23 protein-coding genes are annotated in these 24,837 nt (G+C 64.2%); 13 read left to right on the top strand and 10 right to left on the bottom strand.

The features are described 5' to 3' along the window. Positions 1–37: 37 nt before the first annotated feature. The 5 genes from CFR76_RS04980 to CFR76_RS05000 all read right to left on the bottom strand — a co-directional run bounded on the left by CFR76_RS04980 (position 38) and on the right by CFR76_RS05000 (position 5,286). A complete protein-coding gene (locus CFR76_RS04980) occupies positions 38–1,678 on the bottom strand; it encodes an electron transfer flavoprotein-ubiquinone oxidoreductase (protein WP_110556135.1) in 1,641 nt (546 codons plus the stop codon). 146 nt (positions 1,679–1,824) lie between these two features. Then, on the bottom strand, positions 1,825–2,466 hold the full coding sequence (locus CFR76_RS04985; protein ID WP_110556136.1) for a 2OG-Fe(II) oxygenase: 642 nt from the start codon (positions 2,464–2,466) through the stop codon (positions 1,825–1,827). 55 nt (positions 2,467–2,521) lie between these two features. Next, positions 2,522–3,889, bottom strand: a complete 1,368-nt coding sequence (gene hemN, locus CFR76_RS04990; RefSeq protein ID WP_110556137.1) for an oxygen-independent coproporphyrinogen III oxidase — start codon at positions 3,887–3,889, stop codon at positions 2,522–2,524. Between the two features lie 4 nt (positions 3,890–3,893). Further along, complete coding sequence (locus CFR76_RS04995) at positions 3,894–4,679, bottom strand: OmpW/AlkL family protein (RefSeq protein ID WP_025439868.1); 786 nt, start codon at positions 4,677–4,679, stop codon at positions 3,894–3,896. 121 nt (positions 4,680–4,800) lie between these two features. Further along, the gene (locus CFR76_RS05000; protein ID WP_244191789.1) at positions 4,801–5,286 is read right to left on the bottom strand and encodes a hypothetical protein; all 486 of its coding nucleotides are present in this window, start codon (positions 5,284–5,286) and stop codon (positions 4,801–4,803) included. Between the two features lie 209 nt (positions 5,287–5,495). On the opposite strand from CFR76_RS05000, the gene CFR76_RS05005 reads away from it, so the two are divergent. After that, positions 5,496–6,263 carry a Crp/Fnr family transcriptional regulator gene (locus CFR76_RS05005; RefSeq protein WP_110556138.1) on the top strand — a complete coding sequence of 256 codons (768 nt, stop codon included), beginning with the start codon at positions 5,496–5,498 and terminating at the stop codon, positions 6,261–6,263. On the opposite strand, the gene CFR76_RS05010 is transcribed toward CFR76_RS05005, so the two are convergent. Then, positions 6,260–7,534: an AI-2E family transporter gene (locus tag CFR76_RS05010; RefSeq protein WP_408884352.1), complete on the bottom strand. Its 1,275-nt coding sequence runs from the start codon at positions 7,532–7,534 to the stop codon at positions 6,260–6,262. The two genes, CFR76_RS05005 and CFR76_RS05010, sit on opposite strands and share 4 nt — an antisense overlap. A 295-nt stretch (positions 7,535–7,829) precedes the next feature. Here CFR76_RS05010 and pqqA point away from each other — a divergent pair, with 295 nt between their 5' ends. The 5 genes from pqqA to pqqE are packed head-to-tail and all read left to right on the top strand — an operon-like array spanning position 7,830 to position 11,004. Continuing rightward, complete coding sequence (gene pqqA, locus CFR76_RS05015; protein ID WP_010508617.1) at positions 7,830–7,910, top strand: pyrroloquinoline quinone precursor peptide PqqA; 81 nt, start codon at positions 7,830–7,832, stop codon at positions 7,908–7,910. Between the two features lie 55 nt (positions 7,911–7,965). Then, complete coding sequence (pqqB, locus tag CFR76_RS05020; RefSeq protein WP_110556140.1) at positions 7,966–8,889, top strand: pyrroloquinoline quinone biosynthesis protein PqqB; 924 nt, start codon at positions 7,966–7,968, stop codon at positions 8,887–8,889. Then, positions 8,886–9,623 (top strand): pyrroloquinoline-quinone synthase PqqC, encoded by a 738-nt coding sequence (gene pqqC / locus CFR76_RS05025; RefSeq protein ID WP_110556141.1) that lies wholly within the window; start codon positions 8,886–8,888, stop codon positions 9,621–9,623. The genes pqqB and pqqC overlap by 4 nt, the downstream gene beginning before the upstream one ends. Continuing rightward, positions 9,620–9,901 carry a pyrroloquinoline quinone biosynthesis peptide chaperone PqqD gene (gene pqqD, locus CFR76_RS05030; RefSeq protein ID WP_110556142.1) on the top strand — a complete coding sequence of 94 codons (282 nt, stop codon included), beginning with the start codon at positions 9,620–9,622 and terminating at the stop codon, positions 9,899–9,901. The genes pqqC and pqqD overlap by 4 nt, the downstream gene beginning before the upstream one ends. Further along, entirely contained in the window at positions 9,898–11,004 is a 1,107-nt protein-coding gene (pqqE, locus tag CFR76_RS05035; RefSeq protein ID WP_110556143.1) for a pyrroloquinoline quinone biosynthesis protein PqqE, read from the top strand. The genes pqqD and pqqE overlap by 4 nt, the downstream gene beginning before the upstream one ends. Here the strand turns inward: pqqE and CFR76_RS05040 are convergent. Further along, positions 10,985–12,763, bottom strand: a complete 1,779-nt coding sequence (locus tag CFR76_RS05040; RefSeq protein ID WP_110556144.1) for a stimulus-sensing domain-containing protein — start codon at positions 12,761–12,763, stop codon at positions 10,985–10,987. The genes pqqE and CFR76_RS05040 overlap by 20 nt on opposite strands. A 9-nt stretch (positions 12,764–12,772) precedes the next feature. Then, positions 12,773–13,483, bottom strand: coding sequence for a response regulator transcription factor (locus tag CFR76_RS05045; protein WP_010508610.1), 711 nt, complete (start codon positions 13,481–13,483; stop codon positions 12,773–12,775). 244 nt (positions 13,484–13,727) lie between these two features. Here CFR76_RS05045 and CFR76_RS05050 point away from each other — a divergent pair, with 244 nt between their 5' ends. From CFR76_RS05050 to trmB, 6 genes are all read left to right on the top strand, one after another. Then, the gene (locus tag CFR76_RS05050; RefSeq protein WP_110556145.1) at positions 13,728–14,333 is read left to right on the top strand and encodes a nucleotide exchange factor GrpE; all 606 of its coding nucleotides are present in this window, start codon (positions 13,728–13,730) and stop codon (positions 14,331–14,333) included. 186 nt (positions 14,334–14,519) lie between these two features. Then, positions 14,520–16,433 carry a molecular chaperone DnaK gene (gene dnaK, locus CFR76_RS05055; protein ID WP_110556146.1) on the top strand — a complete coding sequence of 638 codons (1,914 nt, stop codon included), beginning with the start codon at positions 14,520–14,522 and terminating at the stop codon, positions 16,431–16,433. A 189-nt stretch (positions 16,434–16,622) separates the two neighbouring features. Beyond that, positions 16,623–17,750, top strand: coding sequence for a molecular chaperone DnaJ (gene dnaJ, locus CFR76_RS05060; RefSeq protein WP_110556147.1), 1,128 nt, complete (start codon positions 16,623–16,625; stop codon positions 17,748–17,750). Positions 17,751–17,933: 183 nt separating this feature from the next. After that, positions 17,934–18,725: a 4-hydroxy-tetrahydrodipicolinate reductase gene (gene dapB / locus CFR76_RS05065; protein WP_110556148.1), complete on the top strand. Its 792-nt coding sequence runs from the start codon at positions 17,934–17,936 to the stop codon at positions 18,723–18,725. A 147-nt stretch (positions 18,726–18,872) separates the two neighbouring features. After that, complete coding sequence (gene metK, locus CFR76_RS05070; protein ID WP_025439855.1) at positions 18,873–20,060, top strand: methionine adenosyltransferase; 1,188 nt, start codon at positions 18,873–18,875, stop codon at positions 20,058–20,060. A gap of 206 nt (positions 20,061–20,266) precedes the next feature. Further along, entirely contained in the window at positions 20,267–20,971 is a 705-nt protein-coding gene (gene trmB / locus CFR76_RS05075) for a tRNA (guanine(46)-N(7))-methyltransferase TrmB (RefSeq protein WP_110556149.1), read from the top strand. Positions 20,972–21,083: 112 nt separating this feature from the next. Here the strand turns inward: trmB and CFR76_RS05080 are convergent, their stop codons facing one another. Continuing rightward, the gene (locus CFR76_RS05080) at positions 21,084–22,025 is read right to left on the bottom strand and encodes an SDR family oxidoreductase (RefSeq protein ID WP_110556150.1); all 942 of its coding nucleotides are present in this window, start codon (positions 22,023–22,025) and stop codon (positions 21,084–21,086) included. Further along, positions 22,022–22,789 carry a DedA family protein gene (locus CFR76_RS05085; RefSeq protein WP_110556253.1) on the bottom strand — a complete coding sequence of 256 codons (768 nt, stop codon included), beginning with the start codon at positions 22,787–22,789 and terminating at the stop codon, positions 22,022–22,024. The genes CFR76_RS05080 and CFR76_RS05085 overlap by 4 nt, the downstream gene beginning before the upstream one ends. On the opposite strand from CFR76_RS05085, the gene CFR76_RS05090 reads away from it, so the two are divergent. Then, positions 22,788–24,785 carry a S9 family peptidase gene (locus CFR76_RS05090; RefSeq protein WP_110556151.1) on the top strand — a complete coding sequence of 666 codons (1,998 nt, stop codon included), beginning with the start codon at positions 22,788–22,790 and terminating at the stop codon, positions 24,783–24,785. The two genes, CFR76_RS05085 and CFR76_RS05090, sit on opposite strands and share 2 nt — an antisense overlap. Positions 24,786–24,837 lie beyond the last annotated feature (52 nt).

Consider the following 24,837-nt stretch of genomic DNA (forward strand, 5'->3'; position numbering starts at 1 on the left):
TCGGTGTGGCGGATTACATACCGTACCCGCCGCATGATTACATCCCGCCGGGATAGTTTGGGCCGCCTGCCCCCTCCGGCGTGACCCAGTCGATGTTCTGGGCGGGGTCCTTGATGTCGCATGTCTTGCAGTGGACGCAGTTCTGCGAATTGATCTGCAGGCGCGGGTCCGTGGCCTCATCCGCCACTTCATACACCGCCGCCGGGCAGTACCGGCTTTCGGGCGCGCGGAAGACATCCCAGTTCACCGTCTTCCACAGCGACATGTTGCGGACCTTCAGGTGGACCGGCTGGTCTTCTTCATGGTTGGTGTTGGACAGGAACACCGAGGACAGGCGATCGAACGTGATCTTGCCATCGGGCTTGGGGTAGCTGATCTTTTCCGAGATCGAGGCCGGTTCCAGCACTTCATTGTCGCTGTGGCGCGTATGCAGCGTCCACGGTGCGCGACCACGCAGCAGCATGGCGTCGATGCCGGAATACAGCGCGCCGCCCTTCATGCCGAATTTGGCGAAGGCGGGGCGGATGTTGCGCACCGAACGCAGTTCCGCCCACAGCCAGGAATCCCGGATGCGGCGGGTATAGGACCCCGGTTCCACCCGGTCCGTCGCCAGCGCTTCGGCCACGGCTTCCGCCGCCAGCATGCCCGACTTCATGGCCGTGTGGGTGCCCTTGATCTTGGGCACGTTCAGGAAGCCCGCCGTATCGCCAATCAGCGCCCCGCCGGGGAAGGTCAGGCGCGGGATCGACTGGATACCCCCTTCGGACAGCGCGCGCGCGCCATAGGCGATGCGGCGCCCGCCCTCGAAATACGGGCGGAAGGCCGGGTGCAGCTTCACGCGCTGCATTTCATCAAACGGCGACAGCCACGTGTTGGGATAATCCAGCCCCGTGACAAACCCGTAGGACACCAGGTTGTCCCCGAAATGGTACATCCACGCCCCGCCATAGGTCCGGTCATCCAGCGGCCAGCCAAAGCTGTGCTGCACCAGCCCGGGACGATGCATTTCCTTGGGGATTTCCCACAGTTCCTTGATGCCCAGCCCGTAGGTCTGCGGGTCCACGCCCTTGCGCAGGTTGTACATCGCCGTAACCTGCTTGGTCAGCGACCCGCGGCAGCCTTCGGCGAACAGCGTGTATTTCGCGCGCAGTTCCATGCCCGGCGCGTAATTGTCGCCCGGCTGGCCATCGCGCCCGATCCCCATATCACCCGTGGCGACGCCGGTCACCCGGCCGCCGTCGTCCACCAGCACTTCCGCGCCTGCAAAGCCGGGATAGATCTCGACCCCCAGCTCCTCGGCCCGGCCCGCAAGCCAGCGGCAGAAATCGCCCAGGCTTACGATATGGTTGCCGTGGTTGCTCATATGCGGCATCACGCGGTCAAGGAACGGGATTTCAAGGCTGCCCTTCTGCGTCAGGTAGAGCATCTGCTCCTCTGTCACAGGGGTGTTCAGCGGTGCCCCTTCCTCGCGCCAGTGCGGGAGGAGTTCCTCCAGCGCGCGGGGTTCGATCACGGCGCCGGACAGGATATGGGCGCCGATCTCGCTGCCTTTTTCAATCAGGCAGACGCTGGCATCGGGGGCTACCTGTCGCAGCCGGATTGCCGCAGCCAGGCCCGATGGGCCGCCGCCGACAATAACGACATCAAATTCCATAGTCTCGCGCGGGGTCTCGCTCATACCTCTGTTGTCCTCTTGCGTCATGACCGGGGTGACATGGGATGAATGGGATTACACTCTATAGCAGTGCTTCCTAGAACCGTTTTGGGCGCGAATAAAGGCTTGTTGCGCATTCCGTGTCCTACGCGCGTGCAATGGCGGTGCGTTTACACCGCCGGTACCCTGCGGGCCAGTTCCTCCGTCGCCCGCCATTCGGGGCCGACGTAATTGACGATCAGCGTCCTGCGGGTGGCGGCCAGCGGGCGCGGGATGAAACCATGCCATGAATGCGCGGACGGGATGAACAGCAGCCCCGAATTGAACACGCCCGAAGCCCGTGCCACGGGATCGCCACGCGGTGTCATGAGGTCCGTTCCCCATTCCGCCGCCTGCGCCCCCATGGAAAGCGGGATCAGCAGCGTCAGCCGCTTGGCCCCGATATCGGTATGGGGTTCAAGCCAGAACCCGTCCGTATCAAGGCAGAGTTCAAGCCGCAGGGCCGCGTTTTCAAGGCGCGCGCCGCACCTGTTGGTAAAGGCGGCGCGGGTCTGCGCTGTGTCGAACAGCGCCGCCAGGTGTTCCAGCCCTGTGTTCGCGGCCTGCAGGGCCGGGGTGATGAACAGCCGGTGCCCGTTGCGTCCCGCGCGCTGCCCGCCGTTGTCGCCACCCATGAAATGGGGTGCTGGAACCCATGCCACCAGTGCCGCGGCCACCGGGGCCGGCAGCACGTCATATAGCTGCCAGTGGGGAAAGGGCCATGGTGTGACAGGTGCGGCGGCAAGGGCCGCGATGACGCAATTCGTTTCCATGATAGGGGTGTTCTGCTGCTTGGGCTACGCTGCCATGGTGGCTTGCGGCCTGTGGTTACAGGGCGCTGGCGTGGCGGGTGGCGCTATCGGCCGTAAGATAGCGGTCAAATACAGCCGCGATATGGCGCACGAAGCTACGCCCCTTTTCCGTGACCTGCACCTGTTCGCCCGTAACATGGACCAGCCCGTCCGCCACCATGGGGGCAAGGCGGGACAGTTCGGGGGCAAAATGGCTGGCGGGCAGGTGATACCGCGCACGGACCTGCCCCAGGTTGACCCGCAGGGCGCACATTACCTGTTCTATGATCGCGGCGCGGACGTGATCCTCCGGCCTCAGCCTTACGCCACGCACGACCGGCAGGGTATCCGCGCTGTGGGCCATGAGGCGGGCATAGGCCGCGGAAGACACCGCATTCTGCGTCATGCCACCGGGCAGGGAGGAAATGGCCGATGCCCCGACCCCGATCAGGTTGGGCGCGCTGTCGGTGGTATAGCCCTGGAAATTGCGGCGCAGCGTGCCCGTGGCCATGGCGCGGGCCATGCTGTCGCGCGGGCTGACGTAATGATCCAGGCCGACCGGCAGGAACCCTTCGTCACGCAGGACCGCGTCAATCGCCGCGCGCTGGTCGAGGCGCGCCTGCGGGCCGGGCAGGTCGCCCATCGGCATCAGGGCCTGGCGTTTCTGCTTCCATGGCACATGCGCGTAACCGAAGACCGCCAGCCGGTCCGGGCGCAGGCTGGCCACCGCGCGGGCCGTACGCGCCACACCCGCCGTATCCTGCCGTGGCAGGCCGTAGATCAGGTCGATGTTGATGGAGTCGACCCCCGCGCCCCGCAGGGCGTTCAGGCAGTCGCTGGTCTGTTCCCAGCTCTGGATGCGGCCACAGGCATCCTGGACATTCGCGTCAAGGTCCTGCACGCCCATGCTGGCGCGGTTGAACCCGAGTTCATGCAGCAGGGCGGGATAGTCGGGCGGAAGATGGCGGGGATCGACCTCGATGCTGATTTCAGCATCCGGGGCGATGTCGAAATCCCGGCGGATGGCCTGCATGACACGGCGCATGGCACTGCCCGGCAGCGTCGTGGGCGTGCCGCCGCCCCATTGCAGGTGCGTCAGCCTGCGGCCGGGGCCGATCAGGGTGATGATGCGGCGCAGTTCCTCATGCAGCAGGGCGGCATAGGCGGCCCGCGCATCCGCATTGCGCAGCACGGCGGTATTGCACCCGCAGAACCGGCATAGCGTGTCACAGAAGGGAACATGCAGGTAAAGGGAAACCGGCTGGCCCGCCGGGAGGGAGGACAGCCATGCGCGACTGTCTTCCGGTCCCACCGCATCACTGAACTGCGTTGCGGTGGGGTAGCTGGTGTAACGCGGCAGGTTGCCCCCATAGCGGGAAAGCAGGGAACTGTCCGCCGCGTTCATGCCATTAGAACCGGTAGGCGATACCGGCGGAAACGACGGTCGGGTCCAGCGAGTCATGGGCCGTGACATGCACGCTTTCGCTGGAGTTTTCAGCCCATGCGTGCATGCGCACGAACATCTGCTTCACGTCGAAGTTGAAGAACCAGTTGCCAACCAGCTGGTAATCCACACCGGCGTTGATGGACGGGCCACCGGTGAAGCCGGAGTTCAGCTTGCTGGTCAGGCCGTTGTTCGCGGCGCTCATGTTGTGGAACCACATGAACGTACCACCCACACCCACATACGGGTTCAGGCGCTTGTGCGGACGGAAGTGCCATGCGACGGTCACCGTCGGCGGCAGCACCCATGCGCTGCCCACGTCAAGCTTGCCGCCCACTGCGCCGCCTTCGGCCGCCACTTCATGACGGGTGCTGGTCGCGATCAGGTCCAGCGAGATGTTGTCGGTCACGAAGTATTCGAACGTCAGTTCCGGCATGACCTGGTTGGTGGTCTTGATCCGGGTGCCAGCCAGCGGCGCGCCGTTGGCCCAGACGCGGCTGTCGCGATCTTCGGGCAGCACGCCCACGGCGGACAGGCGGATCATGAAGTCACCCTTGCCCAGGCCGATCTTGGTGCTCGCGCAGGTCTCGAAGATGCCGCAGCGGCCCTTGGGCTGTGCCACGGGCACGGGCTTCGCCAGCGGTGCGTTGACATAGGTGGAGGGCGCTGTCGTCTGCGCATGGACCGCGACCGGCGCCAGTGCCGTGGCGCCCAGTACAGCCGACATGGCGAGTTTACGAATATTCTTCATCGTGAGCAGACCCTAGTTTGTGTTCCGGCTGGCATGCAGGCGGGATCGTTAAGAATGTTCAATTTGATTTGTCAGGTGCAGAAATCACGCCCACCTAACATTCGGCTTTGATGTGAATCAATCAGGATGGGGGAACTATTTCCTTATTACGGTCCAGCCTGACTGTTCTTTCGGTAATGTGGCTTGTTGAACACAGTTTCCGGACCGGACCATCCTGATTTAGCACCCGGTTACTATGGGAAAACGTACGTATTGCATCGCACCCCATTTCCCGCGCCAGCGTTTCCATGGCGGGCAGCAGTGCATCAATGATCTTCTGCTGGTGGGTGTAGGACAGGGTCAGGATGTGGTCCGCCGTCAGCGTGTCGCCCGAATACAGGTCGAACCCGCGGCGGAAGGTGGCCATGGCGCAGGGCGGGCGGCCGGGACCGTAATGGGCGACCAGGATGCCCTCCTGCACGCGGGCGCCCGATCGCACCATCCTGCGCCCGATGCGTATCCAGTCCCGCAGGGACAGATGCGGCAGGGATATCCGGATCAGGGGATAAAGGAGCGGCACATCTGCACGGTCCAGTCGTCGGACCAGGGGCGGGGGGACGGCCTGCACGCGTCGGATTTTCCTCGGGGCTGGGGAATTTTGCTGGGTACGTAATGTGTTTTTACCTGATATTTCCCCGCGGAACGCATTGATTTACATCAATCCATCCGCCATACTCACCGCTCTTGGCAAATGCATTAGTGTATTTCCAGGGAGCCACGCCTGTCCGGTTACTTCGGCGCCGGAATGCAGGCGCCTGAAAGTGATTAGGAATAATTATGTCGGATATGCCTTCGTGTCAGTTTGAATCGAGGCCTCGGCGTATCGTCATCGGCGCGGGTGGTGCACAGGCCGATTTCTGCACGACGTGCAGTGTCCGCCCCACCAGCGTATGCAGCGTGATCGGGCCGGATGACATTTCCCGCCTGTCCGAAGCAGCGGTCGAAACCATCATTCCCCCCGGTCGCGGCTTTATCGAGGAAGGCGCGCCGGCAACCGATTTTTTCAATGTCACCTCCGGCACGGTCAAGCTGTTCAAGGCGCTGCCTGATGGCCGGCGCCAGATCACGGGCTTCGCCTCGCCGGGGCATTTCCTCGGCCTTGCGGTGTCGGACAGTTACGCCTTTGGCGCGGAAGCGGTGGATACGGTGCGGGTCTGCCGTTTCTCGCGCGACAAGATGGCTGACCTGCTGGACGATTTCCCCAAGCTGGAACGCCGCCTGCTGGAAGAGGCGTCCAATGAACTGGTCGCGGCCCAGAACCAGATGCTGCTGCTGGGGCGCAAGACCGCGCGTGAACGCGTCGCCAGCTTCCTGCTGGACCAGATGCACGCAAGCCAGCTGCCCGGCCAGGAAGGCAGTGGCGGCCGCCTGCACCTGCCCATGACGCGGGGCGACATTGCCGACTACCTTGGCCTGACCATCGAGACCGTCAGCCGCACGCTGAGCTGGATGCGCAGCCAGGGCATGATCGAGGTCGGCAAGGGCTACGCCATCACCATCCTGTCGGTGCCGAAGCTGGATGTGCTGGCGGCGGGCAATACCTAGTCATCCTGTCCCGCCTGCCTGTCGCCGGGCAGGTTGGATGTATCCGTAAAGAGCGGTGTTGGCGGGGTGGTGCGCGCAGGACCGCCCACGATATGGCCGATCGGGGTCAGGATCTCGACATGGTCACAGATGATCTTGAACACCGCCAGCAGGGGCACCGACAGGAACGCCCCGAAAATGCCCCACAGCCAGTCCCAGAACATCAGTGACGCCATGACCAGCACCGGGTTGAGCGTGAAACGCCGCGCCAGCACCATGGGGGTGATCGTCTCGCCTTCCGTCAGGTGGATGCACAGGTAGATGGCCGGCGGCAGCAGCGCCTGCCACGCGGACGGGTAGATGAACAGCCCCACGAGGAAATAGATGATGATCCCCATCATCGGCCCGATAATGGGGATGTAGTTCAGCAGGAACGCCATGACCCCCCACAGCAGCGGGTTGGGCATGCCCAGCAGCCAGCACTGCACCATGTTCACCAGCCCGACCAGGCTGTTGATGATGGTGATGGTGGCCAGGTACTGCGAGACATTGCGTTCGATCTGGTAGGCGATCTGCACCGTGCGCCGCTTGTCGGCGAAGGTGGGCATGATCTCCACAAAGCGGCGCAGCAGGCTGTCCCCCTGCGCCAGCAGGAAGAACAGCATCAGGATCATGGTGAAGAACTGGCCCATGAAGGCCTGCGTGCCCAGCAGGATGGAGGAACTGAACCGGTCCAGCCCGTTCCCGCCCGGGGTCGAGACCACGATGACATGCCCGTCGGGCGTATCGGTGACGGATGCCGGATGGTCCACATGCCCGCCCGCGATGGTCATGAAATTGTGGATGCGGTCGGATGCGCTGTTCAGCAGCTGGAACGGCCCGCGCAGGAAGGCCAGGCGTTCCTGCAGCGTATTGATCGCCTCGGGCGCGCGTTCCAGCCAGCCGGTGGCGGGCACGGATATGGCGGTGCCCACCGCGCCGACCACGCCGAATACACACAGGATCAGGCACAGCGCCGCCAGCGGCTTGGGCAGACGCAGCTTTGTATGCAGGAAGCGCAGCGGCGTGGACAGCAGCAGGTTCACCACCAGCGCCAGGATCATGGGCAGGATGATGGCGGATGCGAAATACAGGGTATAGAAAACCGCCAGGACACTCAGCAGCAGCAGGCAGGCGGTGCGCGTGTCGATGCGGCTGTGGCGCATGACCTCGATGGCGCGCTGCTGCTGTATCTGTTCGTAAGATGGTGGTGATGGTGGTGATGGTGGGGTCGGCTCTGTCTCGGGCGGCATCAATCAGGTCCTGAGGTCGTGCTGGCGTGGCCCCATCGGGGTTTGGCGTTCCTGTGCCCGCTTCATTCGTATCGTACCAATCCATTCCTTATGGCGGGATATGAAAGACAGGACCAAGGTTTTTGGCACATTCCCGCTACGCAACCATTGCAGGGGGAGGCCGCGCGTACACGGTAACGTGAATTTTTGTCCCCCCTGTGGCGGGAGACGGCACTTGAAAGCACGATTGGACAGGGTTCAAATACCGGGACACGGAGGCTGCGGCCTTCTGGCACTATAACCAATGGAGAATCCCATGGCCTGGAATACCCCCAAGATCGTTGAAGTCCCCCTGGGCGCCGAGATCAACAGCTACGTCTGCGGCGAAAAGAAATAAGGAATGGCGCCGCCTGTCTCGCACAGGCGGCGTTTTTCTTTTACACTCTGCGTCCATGATCGACATTATCGTTCTCGGCGCGGCGGCGGGTGGCGGATTTCCGCAATGGAATTCCAACGCTCCCGGTTGCAGGCGGGCCAGGGCCGGCGATCCGGCAGCCCTGCCCCGCACACAGGCTTCCATCGCCATCAGTGGGGATGGGAAGAACTGGTTCGTGGTCAATGCCTCCCCCGACCTGCGGACCCAGATAAACCAGACCCCGGCCCTGCATCCCAGCGCGGCCCTGCGGTCCACGCCCATCGCCGGTGTCATCCTGACGGGTGGCGAGGTGGATACCATCACCGGCCTGCTCACCCTGCGTGAACGCCAGCCCTTTACCCTGCTGGCAACGCCCGAAGTGCTGTCCATGCTGGACGCCAATCCCATTTTTGAAGCCCTGAACCGCGCGGTCGTGACCCGCACGCCCATGGGACTCGACCAGCCAATGGCGCTGAAGCTGGTCGATGGCACGCCCGCGGGCCTGACCATCGTGCCGTTCGTGGTGCCGGGCAAGGTGCCGCTTTATGCCGAATCCGGGCCTGATCCGGCGGCGATCTGCGAAAATGGCGAAACGGTCGGGCTGGAAATATCCGACGGGAAGCATCGCGTCTGTTTCGTGCCCGGCTGCGCGCGCATGACCGACAACCTGCGTGTGCGCCTGCGCGGGGCGGATGCCGTGTTCTTTGACGGCACGCTGTGGGTGGACGACGAAATGGTCCGCGCCGGGTTGGGTGACAAGACCGGCCGCCGCATGGGCCACATGTCCATCGACGGCATGGACGGCACCATCGCCGCCCTGCGGGACCTGGGCATCAAACGCAAGATTTTCATACACATCAACAATTCCAACCCTGTCCTTCTGGCGGATTCGCCCGAACGCGCCGCGGTCGAGGCGGCAGGGTGGGAAGTCTCCCATGACGGGATGAGGATTACGGCATGAGCGCACCCCTGCTTTCCCCCGATGAACTTGAAGCAGCGCTCCGCGCCATCGGGGCGGAACGCTACCACAACCTGCACCCCTTCCATCGTGCGCTGCATGACGGGCGGCTGAACCGTGCGCAGGTGCAGGCATGGGCGCTGAACCGCTATTATTACCAGGCCAGCATCCCGGCCAAGGACGCCACCCTGCTCGCCCGCCTGCCCACGGCGGAACTGCGGCGCGAATGGCGCCGGCGGCTGGTGGACCATGATGGCGACGCACCGGGCACCGGCGGCGTGGCGCGCTGGCTGAAGCTGACCGACGGGCTGGGGCTGGACCGCGCCTATGTGGAGTCGCTGGAAGGGCTGCTGCCCGCCACCCGCTTTGCGGTCGATGCCTATGTCGCCTTCGTGCGCGACCGGTCCATCCTTGAAGCCATTGCCTCGTCCCTGACCGAACTGTTCTCGCCCACCATCATAAGCGAGCGCGTGGCCGGCATGCTGCGGCATTACGACTTCATCACGCCCGAGACACTGGCCTATTTCAAGCCGCGCCTGACGCAGGCCCCGCGGGATTCCGATTTCGCGCTGGGCTACGTGAAGGAACATGCCCGCACGCCCGAACAGCAGCAGGCCGTGCTGGATGCGCTGAAGTTCAAGTGCGGTGTCCTGTGGGCCATGCTGGATGAACTGGAATACGCCTATGTCAATCCCGGTCGTATCCCACCCGGCGCCTTCCGCCCGGATGCGGCATGACCACAGGGCTTACGGACGACAGCGTCATCCGTTTCGCGCGCGGGGTCCGGCTGCAGCATGACCGCGTGCGCGAACGGTGGATCATACAGGCCCCGGAGCGGGCCTTCATCCCCGATCCCATTGCTGCGGAAGTGCTGAAACTGGTTGATGGCACGCGCACGCTGGGCCAGATCGTGGCTGAACTGGCCACCCGGTTCGCCGCCCCGGTTGATGTGATCGGCCATGATGTCCATGTCATGGTCAGTGACCTTATTACCCGGCAGGTGCTGGTGGCATGACAGAAACCATCCTTTCCCCCATGAGCCTTCTGGCGGAGCTGACGCATCGCTGCCCGTTGCAGTGCCCGTACTGCTCCAACCCGATCGCGCTGGAACCGCGCCGCAATGAACTGTCCACACAGGAGTGGATCAGCGTGCTGGACCAGGCCAGCGAGATGGGTGTGCTCCAGGTCCATTTCTCCGGCGGGGAACCGATGAGCCGCCCGGACCTGCCGGAACTGGTGCGCCACGCGGTGGGGCTGGGGCTGTACACCAACCTCATCACGTCCGGCGTGCTGCTGAACGAAAAGACCTTTCCCGCGCTGGTGGCGGCCGGGCTGGATCATGTCCAGCTTTCCTTCCAGGACGTTGATACCGCCAATGCCGAGCATGTGGGCGGCATGAAGGGCGCGCAGGCGCGCAAGATGGAAGCGGCAAGGCTGGTGGTGGCGGATGGCATGCCGCTGACGCTGAATTTCGTCATCTACCGCGAAAACGCCGACCGCGTGCCGCAGATGCTGGATGCGGCGGTGGAAATGGGCGCCCGCCGGGTCGAGATCGCGCATACGCAGTATTATGGCTGGGGGCTGGCCAATCGCGCGGCCCTCATGCCCACGGCGCGGCAGCTTGAACAGACCACGCAGGCCGTGGAGGCCGCGCGTGAGAAATATGCGGGCCGCCTGACCATAGATTACGTGACGCCGGATTATTATGCTGACCGCCCCAAGCCGTGCATGGGGGGATGGGGGCGGCGGTTCATCAATATCTCGCCGTCCGGGCGGGTGCTGCCGTGTCATGCGGCCGAGACGATCCCCAATGTCGCCTTTCCCGATGTGCGGCATGACACGCTGGCGCATATCTGGCGCGATTCCCCGCTATTCACCATGTTCCGGGGCACCGACTGGATGCCCCAGCCCTGCCGTGGCTGCGACCAGCGCGAAAAGGACTGGGGTGGCTGCCGTTGCCAGGCGCTGGCGCTGGCGGGGGATGCCGCGGCGACCGATCCGGTCTGCAGCCGCGCGCCCGACCATGAACGGGTCGTCAGGGTGCTGGAAACCCTGCCGGTCGAGCCGCCGCCCTTCCGGTATCGCCGGTATGCGCGCGCTACGGATGAGGTCGGCTGACCTCCGCCTTCACATCCACCCGGGGCAGGCAGATCACGAAGCGCGCACCCTGTACGTGGCCATCGGCGTCAATGCGGTTTTCCGCACTGATGGTGCCGCGCAGGGCTTCGATGATCTGCTTGCTGATGGACAGGCCAAGGCCGGAATGCTGCCCGAAATTCTCGCTGCTGGGGCGTTCGGAATAAAAACGGTCGAAAATGTTGTCCAGCTTGGCCTGCGGAATGCCGGGACCATCATCACTGACCGCGATTTCCACCATGCTGCCCGCCGGCACCGCGCTGAGCAGGATCTTGCCATCGGGCGGGGAGAAGGAAATCGCGTTGCCGATCAGGTTGCGCAGCACCTGCACCAGCCTGTCTTCCACCGCCAGCACGGTCAGCCGCCGTTCGGGGCTGTCGCCGCTGCTGGCCACGGCCATGTAGGGCTGGCCCGGCTGGCGGGTCGCCTGGTGTATTTCCGTCAGGACCGACAGCAGCGGCACGATGGCAATCGGTTCGGCCCGGGCGCGCGACAGTTCCGCATCCACGCGGCTGGCGTCGGAAATATCGGTAATCAGGCGGTCAAGCCTGCGCACGTCATCATTGATGATCGACAGCAGCCGCCGCTGGCGTTCGGGATCGTCGATGCGTAGCAGGCTTTCAATGGCCGAGCGGATGGAAGACAGCGGGTTCTTGATTTCATGGCTCACATCGGCGGCGAACCGTTCGATGGCGTCCATGCGCGCCCAGAGCGCGCTGGCGCTGTCCTGCAATGCGCGGGCGACCTCCCCGATCTCATCGCGCCGTGCCAGCAGGCGTTCAGGCACCATGTCCGTGCGGTTGGAGGATTCGCGCATGGTATGGGCCGATGCCGCCAGCCGCAGCAGCGGGCGTGCGATGGTCAGCGACAGGTACCAGGACAGCAGGATGGTCAGCGCCAGCGCCATGAGGAACAGCGACAGGATGGATGACCGCACGGCAAACAGCGACCGGTCCACATCACGCGCTTCGCGCGTAAGCTGGATGATGCCCACCGTCGTCCGCCCGTCATGCATCACGGGTTCGGCCACCGTGACCATGAGCTGGTGGCGGGCGTTGCGGCGGATATAGGGCGGGATTTCCATGACCCGCGTGCCGTTGGGTTGGGTCACGGGCTGGATGGAGGGATCGGAATCCGGCGTGTCCAGCGTCATGATCCGCTCACCCGACAGGGTGGGCAGTTGCGCCAGAAGCCAGTTGTACAGCCGCTCGCCCATGTTGACCGATGGGGGGTAGAGCGGGGAATGTTCCTCCTCCTCCGCCGGTGGGGGCAGCGGGCTGCCCGTCAGGCCATGCCGGTCGGCCTGTTCCACCCGGCTGTCGGCGACAACCTGCCCGTCCGGGGCGAACAGGCGGGCGTGCGCGCTGGGGCTTGGTTCCGTCAGGCGCAGCAGCAGCGGGCGGGCAAGGGTGGGTTCCAGTGTGACGTCATGGCGGGAAATGATGACGGCGCTCTGTCCCAGCGCGCCGGCATAGATGCGCGCCTGTTCACGCAGCGCCGAAACCTCGGCTTCCAGCAGGCTGTTCTGGAACTGCGTCAGGTACAGCAGCGTCAGCGCCAGCAGCCCCAGCGGCAGCGTGTTGACCAGCAGGATGCGCCGCATGAGCGGCGAGACCAGGCGCGTGCGGTATTCCATGAATTCCGCGACTGCGTTCCTGCCCTCCCCGCTCCATCGGCGGGGGATCAGGCGGCGCAGTCGGGGGGGAAGGGCAAAAGGAAGGGAAAGAACGGGACGCGGCATCCGGCTGGGTCATTCTTCCTTGTAGCGGTAGCCGATCCCGTACAGGGTCTCGATCTGGTTGAATTCTTCATCCACCTGGCGGAATTTCTTGCGTACGCGCTTGATGTGGCTGTCGATCGTGCGGTCATCGACATAGATGTTCTCGCCATACGCCGCATCGATCAGCTGGTCACGCGACTTGACCAGCCCCGGGCGCGCCGCAAGCGCCTTGACCAGCAGGAATTCGGTTACCGTAAGCTGGATGTCACGCCCGTGCCACAGGCACTGGTGCCGCGTTTCATCCAGCGACAGCCCGCCGCGCACCATGGTGCCGGTGGGGCTGACGCCGGCGGCCTCGCTGCGGCTGACCTCGTTGCGGCGCAGCAGCGCGCGGATGCGTTCCAGCAGCAGGCGCTGGGAAAAGGGCTTGGTGATGTAGTCATCCGCCCCCAGCCGCAGGCCCATGAGCTGGTCCACCTCCTCATCCTTGGACGACAGGAAGATAACGGGCAGCTGCGAGCGCGCGCGCAGGCGCTGGAGCAGTTCCATCCCGTCCATGCGCGGCATCTTGATATCCAGCACCGCAAGATCCGCCGGCCGTGACGACAGACCGTGCAGCGCGCTTTCGCCATCGGTGTAGGTGCGGACAATGAATCCCTCCGCCTCCAGCGTCATCTGCACGGAGGTCAGGATGTTCCTGTCATCGTCAACCAGCACGATCGTCTGTTTCGTTGGCTCCATGGGGGCTCTCTTTTCGCTCCTCTGCCGATGCGGGCATGCCCGCCGGTCCCTTGTCCGGCGCAGGCATGTAGCATAGCGTCATATTCACCCGCATGTCATGAGGGGATGCGGGCATCCTGCTTCACTGGAACGCCGCTGGCGTTCCGGCTGTTCCATTGGATCGGGACAAGTTGCGCAAAAACGGCATGCCTGCCGGGAACGCAACGCCTTGTCCATTGGCCAGCCGTTACCTACTTGTAAGAGCATGAGCGAGAACACAGACCCCACCCCCTTTGCCGACGCCGCAACCGGCGACGGCACACCCAATCCCGCGACTGGCGCGCATGCCGGCCATACGCCGGAAGCCGCGGCCGGGCAGGCCGCGGTCGATCCGCGCGTGGCCGAGCTGGAGGCCGAGGTCGCGGCCCTGCGCGACAAATGGGTCCGCGCGGAAGCCGAGACCCAGAACGTGCGCAACCGCGCCAAGCGCGAGGTGGAGGACGCCCGGCAGTACGCCGTGCAGAAATTCGCCAAGGATGTGGTCGAGGCGGCCGACAACCTCAAGCGCGCGGTGGCCAGCCTGCCCCAGCCCACCGAGGGCGAGGACAGCATCCTGACCCGCATGCGCGAGGGGATCGAAAGCACCGAGCGGTCGTTCGTCGGCATCCTGGAACGCAATGGCATCAAGGCGGAAGACGCGAAGGGCAAGCCCTTTGACGCCAACCACCATCAGGCCATGGCCGAACAGCACAGCGACGAACACGCCCATGGCACCGTGATGGAGGCATGGACCCCCGCATGGACGCTGCACGGGCGGCTGCTCAAGCCGGCCATGGTTGTCGTGTCAAAGGGGCCGGCGCAGGCAGGGTGAAATCGTTTCCGCGCCTGTCTTCAGGCCCTTGAAAGCAGCGCGGGGGCTGCCTACATCGGATAGTAACAGCGGTGACGCCGGATGGATGTGAAACAGACAGTCCACCCCGTTGCCGGACGATATGAAAGAAAGGGCCGGTCCCGATGCTTCGGGTCGGGACGGGCCGCTGAAAAGGAGAGTATCTGAATGAGCAAGGTTATCGGTATCGACCTTGGTACGACCAATTCCTGCGTTGCCGTGCGCGAAGGCGACGAGACGCGGGTTATCGAGAACAGCGAAGGCGCACGCACCACCCCGTCCATGGTGGCGTTTACCGACAACGGCGAAATGCTGGTCGGTCAGGCGGCGAAGCGCCAGGCGGTCACCAACCCCGCCAACACCCTGTATGCGGTCAAGCGCCTGATCGGCCGCCGTTATGACGATCCCACCGTGGCGAAGGACAAGGAGCTGGTTCCCTACGCCATCGTGAAGGGCGATAACGGCGACGCATGGGTCGAGGCACAGGGCAAGAAATACGCTCCCGCGCAGATTTCCGCCTTCATCCTGGGCAAGATGAAGGAAACGGCCGAGGCTTACCTGGGCGAGAAGGTCACGCAGGCCGTCATTACGGTGCCCGCGTACTTCAATGACGCGCAGCGTCAGGCTACCAAGGACGCTGGCCGCATCGCAGGGCTGGAAGTCCTGCGCATCATCAACGAACCGACGGCTGCCGCACTGGCCTATGGCCTGCAGAAGAAGAATGGCGGCACGATCGCGGTCTATGACCTTGGCGGCGGCACGTTCGACGTGTCCATCCTTGAGATCTCCGACGGCGTGATCGAGGTGAAGTCCACCAATGGCGACACCTTCCTCGGCGGTGAGGATTTCGACGCCCGCATCATCGGTTACCTGGCGGACGAGTTCAAGCGTGAGCAGGGCATCGACCTGCGTCAGGACAAGCTGGCCCTGCAGCGCCTGAAGGAAGCAGCCGAAAAGGCGAAGATCGAGCTGTCCTCGGCCAAGGAAACCGAGATCAACCTGCCGTTCATCACGGCTGATGCATCCGGTCCGAAGCACCTTGTGGTCAAGCTGACCCGCGCGAAGCTGGAAAGCCTGGTGGACGACCTGATCCAGCGCACGCTGGAACCCTGCCGCGCCGCCATGAAGGATGCATCGGTTTCCGCTGGTGAGATTGACGAGGTCATCCTCGTCGGCGGCATGACCCGCATGCCCAGGGTGATCGAGGCCGTCAAGGAGTTCTTCGGCAAGGAACCCGCCCGCAACGTGAACCCCGACGAAGTGGTCGCCATTGGCGCCGCGATCCAGGGCGCGGTGCTGCAGGGCGATGTCAAGGATGTGCTGCTGCTCGACGTGACGCCGCTGTCGCTGGGTATCGAGACGCTGGGTGGCGTGTTCACCCGCCTGATCGACCGCAACACGACGATCCCGACGAAGAAGAGCCAGACCTTCTCGACCGCGGAAGACAATCAGGACGCCGTGACCATCAAGGTCTATCAGGGCGAGCGTGAAATGGCGGCTGACAACAAGCTGCTGGGCACATTCGACCTGACCGGCATCACGAAGGCGCCGCGTGGCGTGCCGCAGATCGAGGTGACGTTCGATATCGACGCCAACGGCATCGTGTCCGTCTCGGCCAAGGACAAGGCGACCGGCAAGGAGCAGCAGATCAAGATCCAGGCATCTGGTGGCCTGTCCGAGTCCGACATCGAAAAGATGGTGAAGGACGCCGAAGTCAACGCCGCGGCCGACAAGGCGAAGAAGGAACAGGTCGAGGCCCGTAACCAGGCCGAAGGTCTGACTCACCAGGTCGAAAAGTCGCTGGCAGAAGCAGGCGACAAGGTTCCGGCTGCTGACAAGGCCGAGGCGGAAGCAGCGATTGCCGACGTGCGCAAGGCACTGGAAGGCACCGATGCCGAAGCCCTGAAGACGGCGACAGACCGCCTGACGCAGGTTGCCATGAAGGTTGGTGAGGCAGTCTACAAGGCAGGCCAGGCCGAAGGGGCGCCGGGTGCTGCTGGCGCCGCGCCGGGCGGCGCGCCGAAGGATGAAAAGGTTGTCGACGCCGACTTCGAAGACGTGGACGACTCCAAGAAGTCCTGATCGCCGCAAGGCGTCATACAGGCTCCGGAATGGGGGGCGGGCCTTCGGGTTCGCCCCGCCTCCACCAGGGTGGCGCCCGTGCTTCTGTGAAGGCGGGCGCTTTTCATATTCTGCCCCACAACACCTATTCTGGAACGCGAGGATCGTGCCGCGAGGATGCCGGGCGGCCGCGTTTGCTAGAGGACCCACATGGCCACCAAGATAGATTATTACGCAGTCCTTGAAGTTTCTCGCGATGCCAATGGTGACGAGATCAAGCGGGCGTATCGCAAGCTGGCCATGAAGTACCATCCCGACCGGAACCCCGGGGATACGGATGCGGAAAACAGGTTCAAGGAAATCAACGAAGCCTACGACGTGCTGAAGGATGACCAGAAGCGCGCGGCCTATGATCGGTTCGGCCATGCGGCGTTCGAGGGCGGTGGTCCCGGTGCCGGTGGCTTTGACTTCGGCGGCGGCGGCCTGGGTGACATCTTTGAACAGATGTTCGGCGACATGATGGGCGGCAGGCGCGGCGGCCGCCGTTCGGGCGCCGACCTGCAGGTGCAGGTCACCATCACCTTTGCCGAGGCCTTTTCCGGCGTTAAGAAAAAGATCACCGTCCCCACCCGTGTCACCTGCGAAAGCTGTGACGGCACCGGCTCGGCGGACAAGGATGCAAAGCCCGAAACCTGCCCGTCGTGCCATGGCGCGGGCAAGGTGCGCGCGCAGCAGGGCTTCTTCTTCGTTGAACGGCCCTGCCCCACCTGCCACGGGTCGGGCCACCTGATCCGCAACCCGTGCAAGGAATGCCACGGCACCGGCACGGTGGAAAAGAACCGCACGATCGAGGTCGCGATCCCCGCCGGTGTGGAAGATGGCACCCGCATCCGCATTTCCGGCGAGGGGGAATCCGGCGGCAAGGGCGTGCCCGCAGGTGACCTGTATGTCCATGTGTCGGTTGAACAGCATGCGATCTTCCAGCGCGATGGCGCAAATATCTACTGCCGCGTGCCCGTGCGCATGGCGCAGGCGGCGCTGGGCACCGAGATCGAGGTGCCGGTCGTGGACGGGTCACGCACCAAGGTGAAGATCCCGGCGGGCACCCAGACGGGCGAACATTTCCGCCTGCGGGGCAAGGGGTTCTCGGTCCTGCGGTCTTCCGCACGGGGGGATATGTATATCCAGGTGGTGGTGGAGACGCCGCGCCACCTGACCAAGCGCCAGCGTGAACTGCTGGAGGAATTCGAGGGCGACGCCGCGGGCCACGCCAAGGGCAGCCCCGAAAGCACCGGTTTCTTCAGCAAGGTGAAGGATTTTTTTGAAGGCAAACTGTAACCCTGCCCCATCCCCCACCCAGTCATGACAGGGGGGCAGTTGAAAAGACTGATTATTCAGGTGTAGGGTCATGACACTATTCATGGTGAATCCCCCCCAACTTGCACCATGGGTAGGCTCAGGCGGCGCGATCCCCCGGTCGCGCCGCTATTTCTATATCTGGACACTGGTGGAGAAGACTGCATGGACGCGCAGCCATTGCGTATCGGTATTGCGGGCCTGGGTGGGCGCGTGGGTCGCCTTCTGGCGGAAGAGGTGCCATCGGATGGCGCCATGCTGGCCGGGGGCACGACGCGGAATGGTCAGCCGGTCGCTGGTATCGACTGTCCCGTTCATGCCGATATTGCCGAACTTGCGCGCCACTGTGATGTCGTGATCGATTTCACCCATGCCGATACGGTTGTGCCCCATGCGGCGGCGCTGGCCGGTACCGGGACCGCATGGGTGCTGGGCACGACAGGCCTGTCGCCGGTCCAGCAGCAGGCTGTTGATACGGCGGCAAAACAGATTGCGGTGGTGCAGGCGGCCAATTTTTCCCCCGGCGTCACACTGGTCACGCGGCTTGCCCGGCAGATGGCCGCTGTCCTGCCCGGTAGCGACTATGATGCCGAGATACTGGAAATGCACCACCGCCAGAAGGTCGATGCCCCGTCCGGCACGGCGCTGGCCATGGGCCGCGCGGTGGCCGAAGGCCGGGGCATCAGGCTGGAAGACCATATTGAAAGCGGACGCGACGGCCATACCGGCCCGCGTGCCGATGGCGCGATCGGCTTTGCCGCCCTGCGTGGCGGGCAGATCGTAGGGGAGCATTCGGTCATCTTTACCTCCACCCATGAACAGATCAGCCTGACCCACCGTTCCTTTGACCGCCGGGTCTATGCCACCGGCGCAGTCCGGGCGGCGCGCTGGTTACAGGGCCGCAGGAACGGCCTGTATGACATGGAAGATGTACTGGGGCTGGAACGCCCGGCATAAACGGGCATGGTGGCCTGTTGCCATGGGATGGTGGTATTCATGGAAATGGCTTGACGCCTGATAAGGTTTCAGCCAAACGCTTCCGATCGTACGCCGGGTTCCGCAGGCGTTATTTCTCCTACTCCACACGAGGCAGACAGGACCATCATGCGTAATAAAGGCGATTTTCTGTTTACATCGGAATCGGTATCCGAAGGGCATCCCGACAAGGTTGCAGACCGGATCAGTGATACCGTTCTTGATGCATTCCTGACCGCAGACGGTGAATCGCGCGTTGCGTGTGAAACAATGGTCACCACCAACCGCATCATCCTGGCTGGTGAAGTCCGTGGCCCGGCCTCCGTCACCCCCGACCTGCTGATCCAGGGCGCGCGCGACGCGGTGAAGGACATCGGCTACGATCAGGCCGGTTTCTCATGGCGCAATGCCGAGGTGGAATATTACCTGCACGCACAGTCCGCCGACATCGCCGTGGGCGTGGACAGCGCGGGTGAAAAGGACGAGGGTGCGGGCGACCAGGGCATCATGTTCGGTTTCGCCACGCGTGAGACCGAAAGCCTGATGCCCGCGCCGCTGTTCTATGCGCATGACATCCTCCATCGCGTGCGTGACCTGCGCAAGGCGGGCGACCCGCGCGCGGCCGCCCTGCAGCCCGACGCCAAGAGCCAGGTCACCCTGCGCTATGTCGATGGCAAGCCGGTGGGTGCCACCTCCGTCGTGATTTCCACCCAGCACGTTGAAGGCGCCAGCCAGGCCACCATCCGCGAGGAACTGGGCAGCATCGTGCGTGATGTCCTGCCGGAAGGCTGGATGCCGCCGGAAGACGAATTCTACGTCAACCCCACCGGCGTGTTCGTCATTGGTGGCCCGGATGGTGACTGCGGTCTTACGGGGCGCAAGATCATTGTGGACACCTATGGCGGTGCGGCCCCGCATGGCGGCGGCGCGTTCTCGGGCAAGGACCCGACGAAGGTTGACCGCTCGGCGGCCTATGCCTGCCGCTATCTGGCCAAGAACATCGTGGCGGCCGGCCTTGCCGATCGCTGCACCCTGCAGGTCTCCTACGCCATTGGCGTGTCGCACCCGCTGTCGGTCTATGTTGACCTGGATGGCACCGGCAAGGACGTGGATGAGGAAAAGCTGGGTCGCGTGCTGCGTGAGGTCATGGACCTGTCCCCGCGCGGTATCCGCAAGCACCTGCGCCTGAACCGCCCGATCTATACCCAGACCTCCGCCTACGGTCACTTTGGCCGCACGCCGGATGCGGCGAAGGACGATTTCACGTGGGAACAGACCGATCTGGTCGATGCCCTGCGTGGTGCGTTCAACCGCTAAAAAACAGAAAAGGTTTTTGGATGCCGCCTTTTTGAAAAAAGGCGGTGTTCCCTGAAGCTTTTTGAAGAAAGCTTCACCAGAAACTTCTGTATCAAAGGGGGCTTGCCATGGCTGCTTGCAAAAGCCGGTCGTGGCGGCCCCCGCTGTGTTTTTCAATCATGCCGTGCAGCATGCGCCACGGCAGCAGGAGCAGGATTTTCGGACATATGACGGCCTCCGTGGATGTAAAGGCATCTCCTGACCGGCTTTACGGACGCCAGCGCGGCCATCCGCTGCGCCCGCGCCAGCAGCGGCTTGTGGACCAGACGCTGCCGCGCATGCGCTTCCCCGAGGCAGCGATACCGGACCCGGCCTCAGCTTTCGGTCATGTGCCCGCGCAGGTCTGGCTGGAAGTGGGTTTTGGCGGCGGCGAACACTCGCTGGCCCAGCATGCCGCCCATCCGGATGTCGGCTATATCGCGTGCGAGGTCTTTGAAAACGGGCTATGTTCCCTGCTATCCCGTATCGTGCCGGATGATGAGGAGGCAACCGCCCCCGTCCCCGACATGCTGCGGATCTGGGATGAGGACGCGCGTATCCTGCTGCGCGGCCTGCCCGATGCGTCGATTGACCGTCTGTTCCTCATGTTTCCTGATCCGTGGCCCAAGTCCCGGCATGCCAAGCGGCGCTTCGTCCACCCGGAAACGGTGAAACTGGCAGCGAGGATCCTGCGTCCCGGCGCGATCTGGCGCGTGGCCAGTGACGACCCGACCTATCAGGCGTGGGTCGAGGAAGTGATGGGCGCGCAGGACCTGTTTGACACCGCGCCACCTGCCACACAGCGCCCCGAAGGCTGGCCGCCCACCCGTTACGAAGCCAAGGCGCTGAAGGCGGGACGCCAGCCATTGTACTGGACCTTTATCCGGCGCTGAAGGACTGTCTGAAAAAGTTTTTGGTGAAGCTTTTTTCAAAAAGCTTCAGGGAACGCCGCCTTTTTGGAAAAAGGCGGCACCCAAAAACTTTTATTATTTTAAAATTCCCTGATTACGACAGCGACGTGCCGGTCAACCGTTCCGCCACCTGCCACAGCCGCCGTGCGATGGTCAGGTCACGCGCGGCGGGGGGAATGAAGGCTTCGGCCACATGGCCCCGCCGTTCGCCCCTGCCGCTCGGCCCGTAATAGCCGCCATCGCGTGCTTCCGGCGCCATGGCGGCGAATTCGATGGGCAGCGCGCCGTGGGCGGCGGACTGTCCCATCAGGCGGAAGGCCCAGATCGCGCCAAAACGGGTCAGGCGTTCCTGCAGGCCCTGCCTTGTATCCAGGCGGCTGGCCGCGATGTCGGTCATGGCCCAGCCGGGATGGGCGGCGATGGAATGCAGCGGCCAGCCATGGGCGCGGGCCTGCCGGTCCAGTTCCAGCGCCAGGATCAGGTCCGCCAGCTTGCTCTGTTTGTAGGCGCGGAAGGGGGCGTAGCGGCGGCGGCCCTGCAGGTCGTCAAACACGATCTGGCCCGTCAGCGCGGCCAGGCTTGCCACCGTGACCACGCGCCCGCCCTGTGGGGCCGCGCATAGCAGCGGACGCAGGCGTGCCGTCAGCGCGAAGGGACCAAGGAAATTGGTGCCGAACTGCAGTTCGAACCCGTCGCGGGTTTCCATGCGGCGCGGCGTGCCCATGACACCGGCATTGTTGACCAGGATGTCCAGCCTGCCGGTTTCATCCGCCAAGGCGCGGGCAAAGGTCGCGATCGCGTCAAGGCTTGCGACATCCAGCAGCCGGAAAGTGGCGTCAGCCCCCGGCGCGTCATGCTGCAGGCGGGTCAGGGCGGCCTGCCCCTTGTCGGGATTGCGGCCCGCCAGCATGACCCGCGCCCCGCGTGAAGCCAGGCCCAGCGCCGTCTGGTAGCCAAGGCCGCCGGTGGCCCCGGTGACAAGGGCTAGGCGTCCGTCCATGCGGGGCGCCTGTCGGATGGTCCAGTGTCTGGTCATGTGTCCGCCTGTTCTGTGGAGTGGTGCATTTCCTTCAGGGCTTCGGCTTCCACCTGTGCCGTCAGGCGCGCTTCATGCCGCCGCAGGAAAATGATGGTGCATACCATCATGATTCCCCCCCCGATTGCGACTGCCATTCCCACGGGACCGGAAATGCGCATGATCCTGTGGCCAAGGTAATAGGCGGCATAGGCATATCCACCCGCCCATGCGATGCCGCCCAGTGCATTATAGACCAGGAACCGGGACCACGACATGTGGCTGGCCCCCGCCAGCAGGGCCACGAATACGCGCAGGATGGCAATGAACCGCCCCGCGCATACAATGATCCCCCCATAGCGCCGGAACAGGAAGCGCCCGGTCTGGAGGCGCCGGGGCGTCAGCCCCACCTTCGCCCCATGGCGTTCCAGCAGCGGGTAACCAAGGCCGCGCCCGATCAGGTAGCCAAGGTTGTCGCCCGTGATCGCGCCAAGGATGGCGGCCGTCGCCACCCATGCAATATCCAGCCGGTGGGTGGTGGCGCAGTAGATCGCGGCTGAAATGACAAGGGTTTCTGCCGGAAGGGGAATGCCCATGCTTTCCAGCATGACAATCACGCCAATCACGCCATAGCCGTAATGCTGGAAAAGATGTTCAAGATGCTGAAGCAGCGGACTACCTGTCACAAAGGGAAAGAGTATGTAGATTACGGACAACAGAACGTAAAACGCGGTGTGTGCAATTCCGATACCATTGGCACGCACAAATGGCAGGAGCAAGAACATGACCCAGTCCGGCGCCAGCGGCACGACGGATACCGCAATACGTCCCTACGGCACGTGGCCTTCGCCCGTCAGTGCGGCGCTTGTGGCGGGAAAGACGGTTTCCCTGTCCGATGTGCGGGTGGACGGGCGGGACATCTACTGGATCGAGGGCCGCCCGGCCGAGGGCGGCCGCCGTGTCTTGGTCCGTGCCCGCGCGGGGCAGGTGGCCGACGTGACGCCCGCCCCGTTTGATGTCGGCACGCGGGTGCATGAATATGGCGGCGGGGCCTATGCCGTGTGCCAGGGTGTCATTGCGTTCAGCAACCGCCGCGACGGCAGCCTGTGGCTGGTGGAAGGGGGGAAGCCCCGCTGCCTCTCGACCGGGGCGGGGCTGTGGTATGCCGACCTGACATTCAGCGCTGACGGCCGTTTCCTGTTCTGCGTGCGCGAGGACCACCGCGCGGAGGACGAGGAACCCGCCGCCGCCATCGTGGTGCTGGACTGCACCATCAAGACGGACCCGGCGTTCAACGGCGGCACGCCGCTGGTCATGGGGCCGGATTTCCTGTCATCGCCCCGTCCCTCGCCCGATGGGCGGTACATGGCATGGATCGAATGGGACCATCCGGCCATGCCATGGGATGCCACCCGGCTGCGTGTCGCGACCCTGCTGCAGGAGGGCGATGACCCGCCACGCCTTGCCGCCCCGTGGAGTGCCGCAGGCGATGACGGACAGGCGGAATCGGTCATCGAACCATGCTGGGACGCGGCGGGACGGCTTCTGGCGCTGTCCGATCGCAGCGAGTGGTGGAATCTCTACCGGTTCGATACAACCTCCTCCGCGCCTGTGGCGCTGGCCCCCATGGAGGCCGAAATCGGCCAGCCGCACTGGGTGTTCGGCCTGCGCAGCTACGTGCCGTTGCCCGATGGCAGCATCCTTGCCATGGTCATCAACGATGGCGATAGCCGTATGGTTTCCATTCGTGACGGCATGGTGACGCCGGTGGGGCTTGGCCATCCGTCGGGCTGCCCCGTCCCGGTGGAAGGCGACGGCTTCGCATGGCTGGATGCGCCGCCCGATAACGTGGCCGCCGTGGTCCGTGGCCAGCCGGGACAGGTGCCGCAGGTATTGCGCCGGGCAACCGAACTGCCGCTGTCGGCGGTCGATATTGCCCGCCCCGCCCCGATCCATTTCCCCCTGCCCGATGGGGAAGGCACGGGACACGCCTTTTTCTATGCACCCGCCAACGGCCGTTATCGCGGGCCGGAGGGGGAAAAGCCGCCGCTGGTTGTCGTCGCCCATGGCGGGCCTACCGGACGGGCCAACCCGGCCTTTTCATTCAAGGTGCAGTGGTGGACCAGCCGTGGCTTTGCCGTGGTTGATGTCAATTATGGCGGTTCGACCGGGTTCGGCCGCGCCTACCGGCAGCGGCTGGAACGGCAGTGGGGCGTGGTGGATGTGGATGACTGCATCGCCGCCTGCCAGTACCTTGCCACGACCGGGCAGGTCGATCCCGCCCGCATTGTCATACGGGGCAGCAGCGCGGGCGGCCTGACCGTGCTGCTGGCGCTGGCGCGTTCACGCCTGTTCGCGGCGGGCACCAGCCTGTATGGCGTGACCGACCTGCGTGCGCTGGCGCAGGATACGCACAAGTTTGAATCGCGGTACCTGGATACGCTGGTTGGTCCCTACCCCGCGGATGAGGCAACCTATCTTGCCCGTTCGCCCATTACGCAGGTGGCGAATATCAGGGTGCCGGTCCTGTTCCTGCAGGGATTGGATGACCGGGTCGTGCCGCCTGCGCAGGCGGAATCGATGGTCGCGGCGCTGCGTGGGCGCGGGGTGCCCTGTGCGTTGTATGAATTTGAAGGCGAGGGCCACGGCTTCCGGCAGGAAACCACCATACGCAGGGCATGGGAGCTGGAACTGGCGTTTTACCAGCAGGTGCTCAAACTACCTGTCTCCCCTGCCCCGCATGTGGATCTGACGGCCCCGCAATCCGTAAAAGCCGTTTGAACGGAAAGACGTTTTTGGTGAAGCTTTTTTCAAGAAGCTTCAGGGAACGCCG

Origin of the sequence: Komagataeibacter swingsii (assembly GCF_003207895.1) — a bacterium.
Taxonomy (GTDB): Bacteria; Pseudomonadota; Alphaproteobacteria; order Acetobacterales; family Acetobacteraceae; genus Komagataeibacter; species Komagataeibacter swingsii.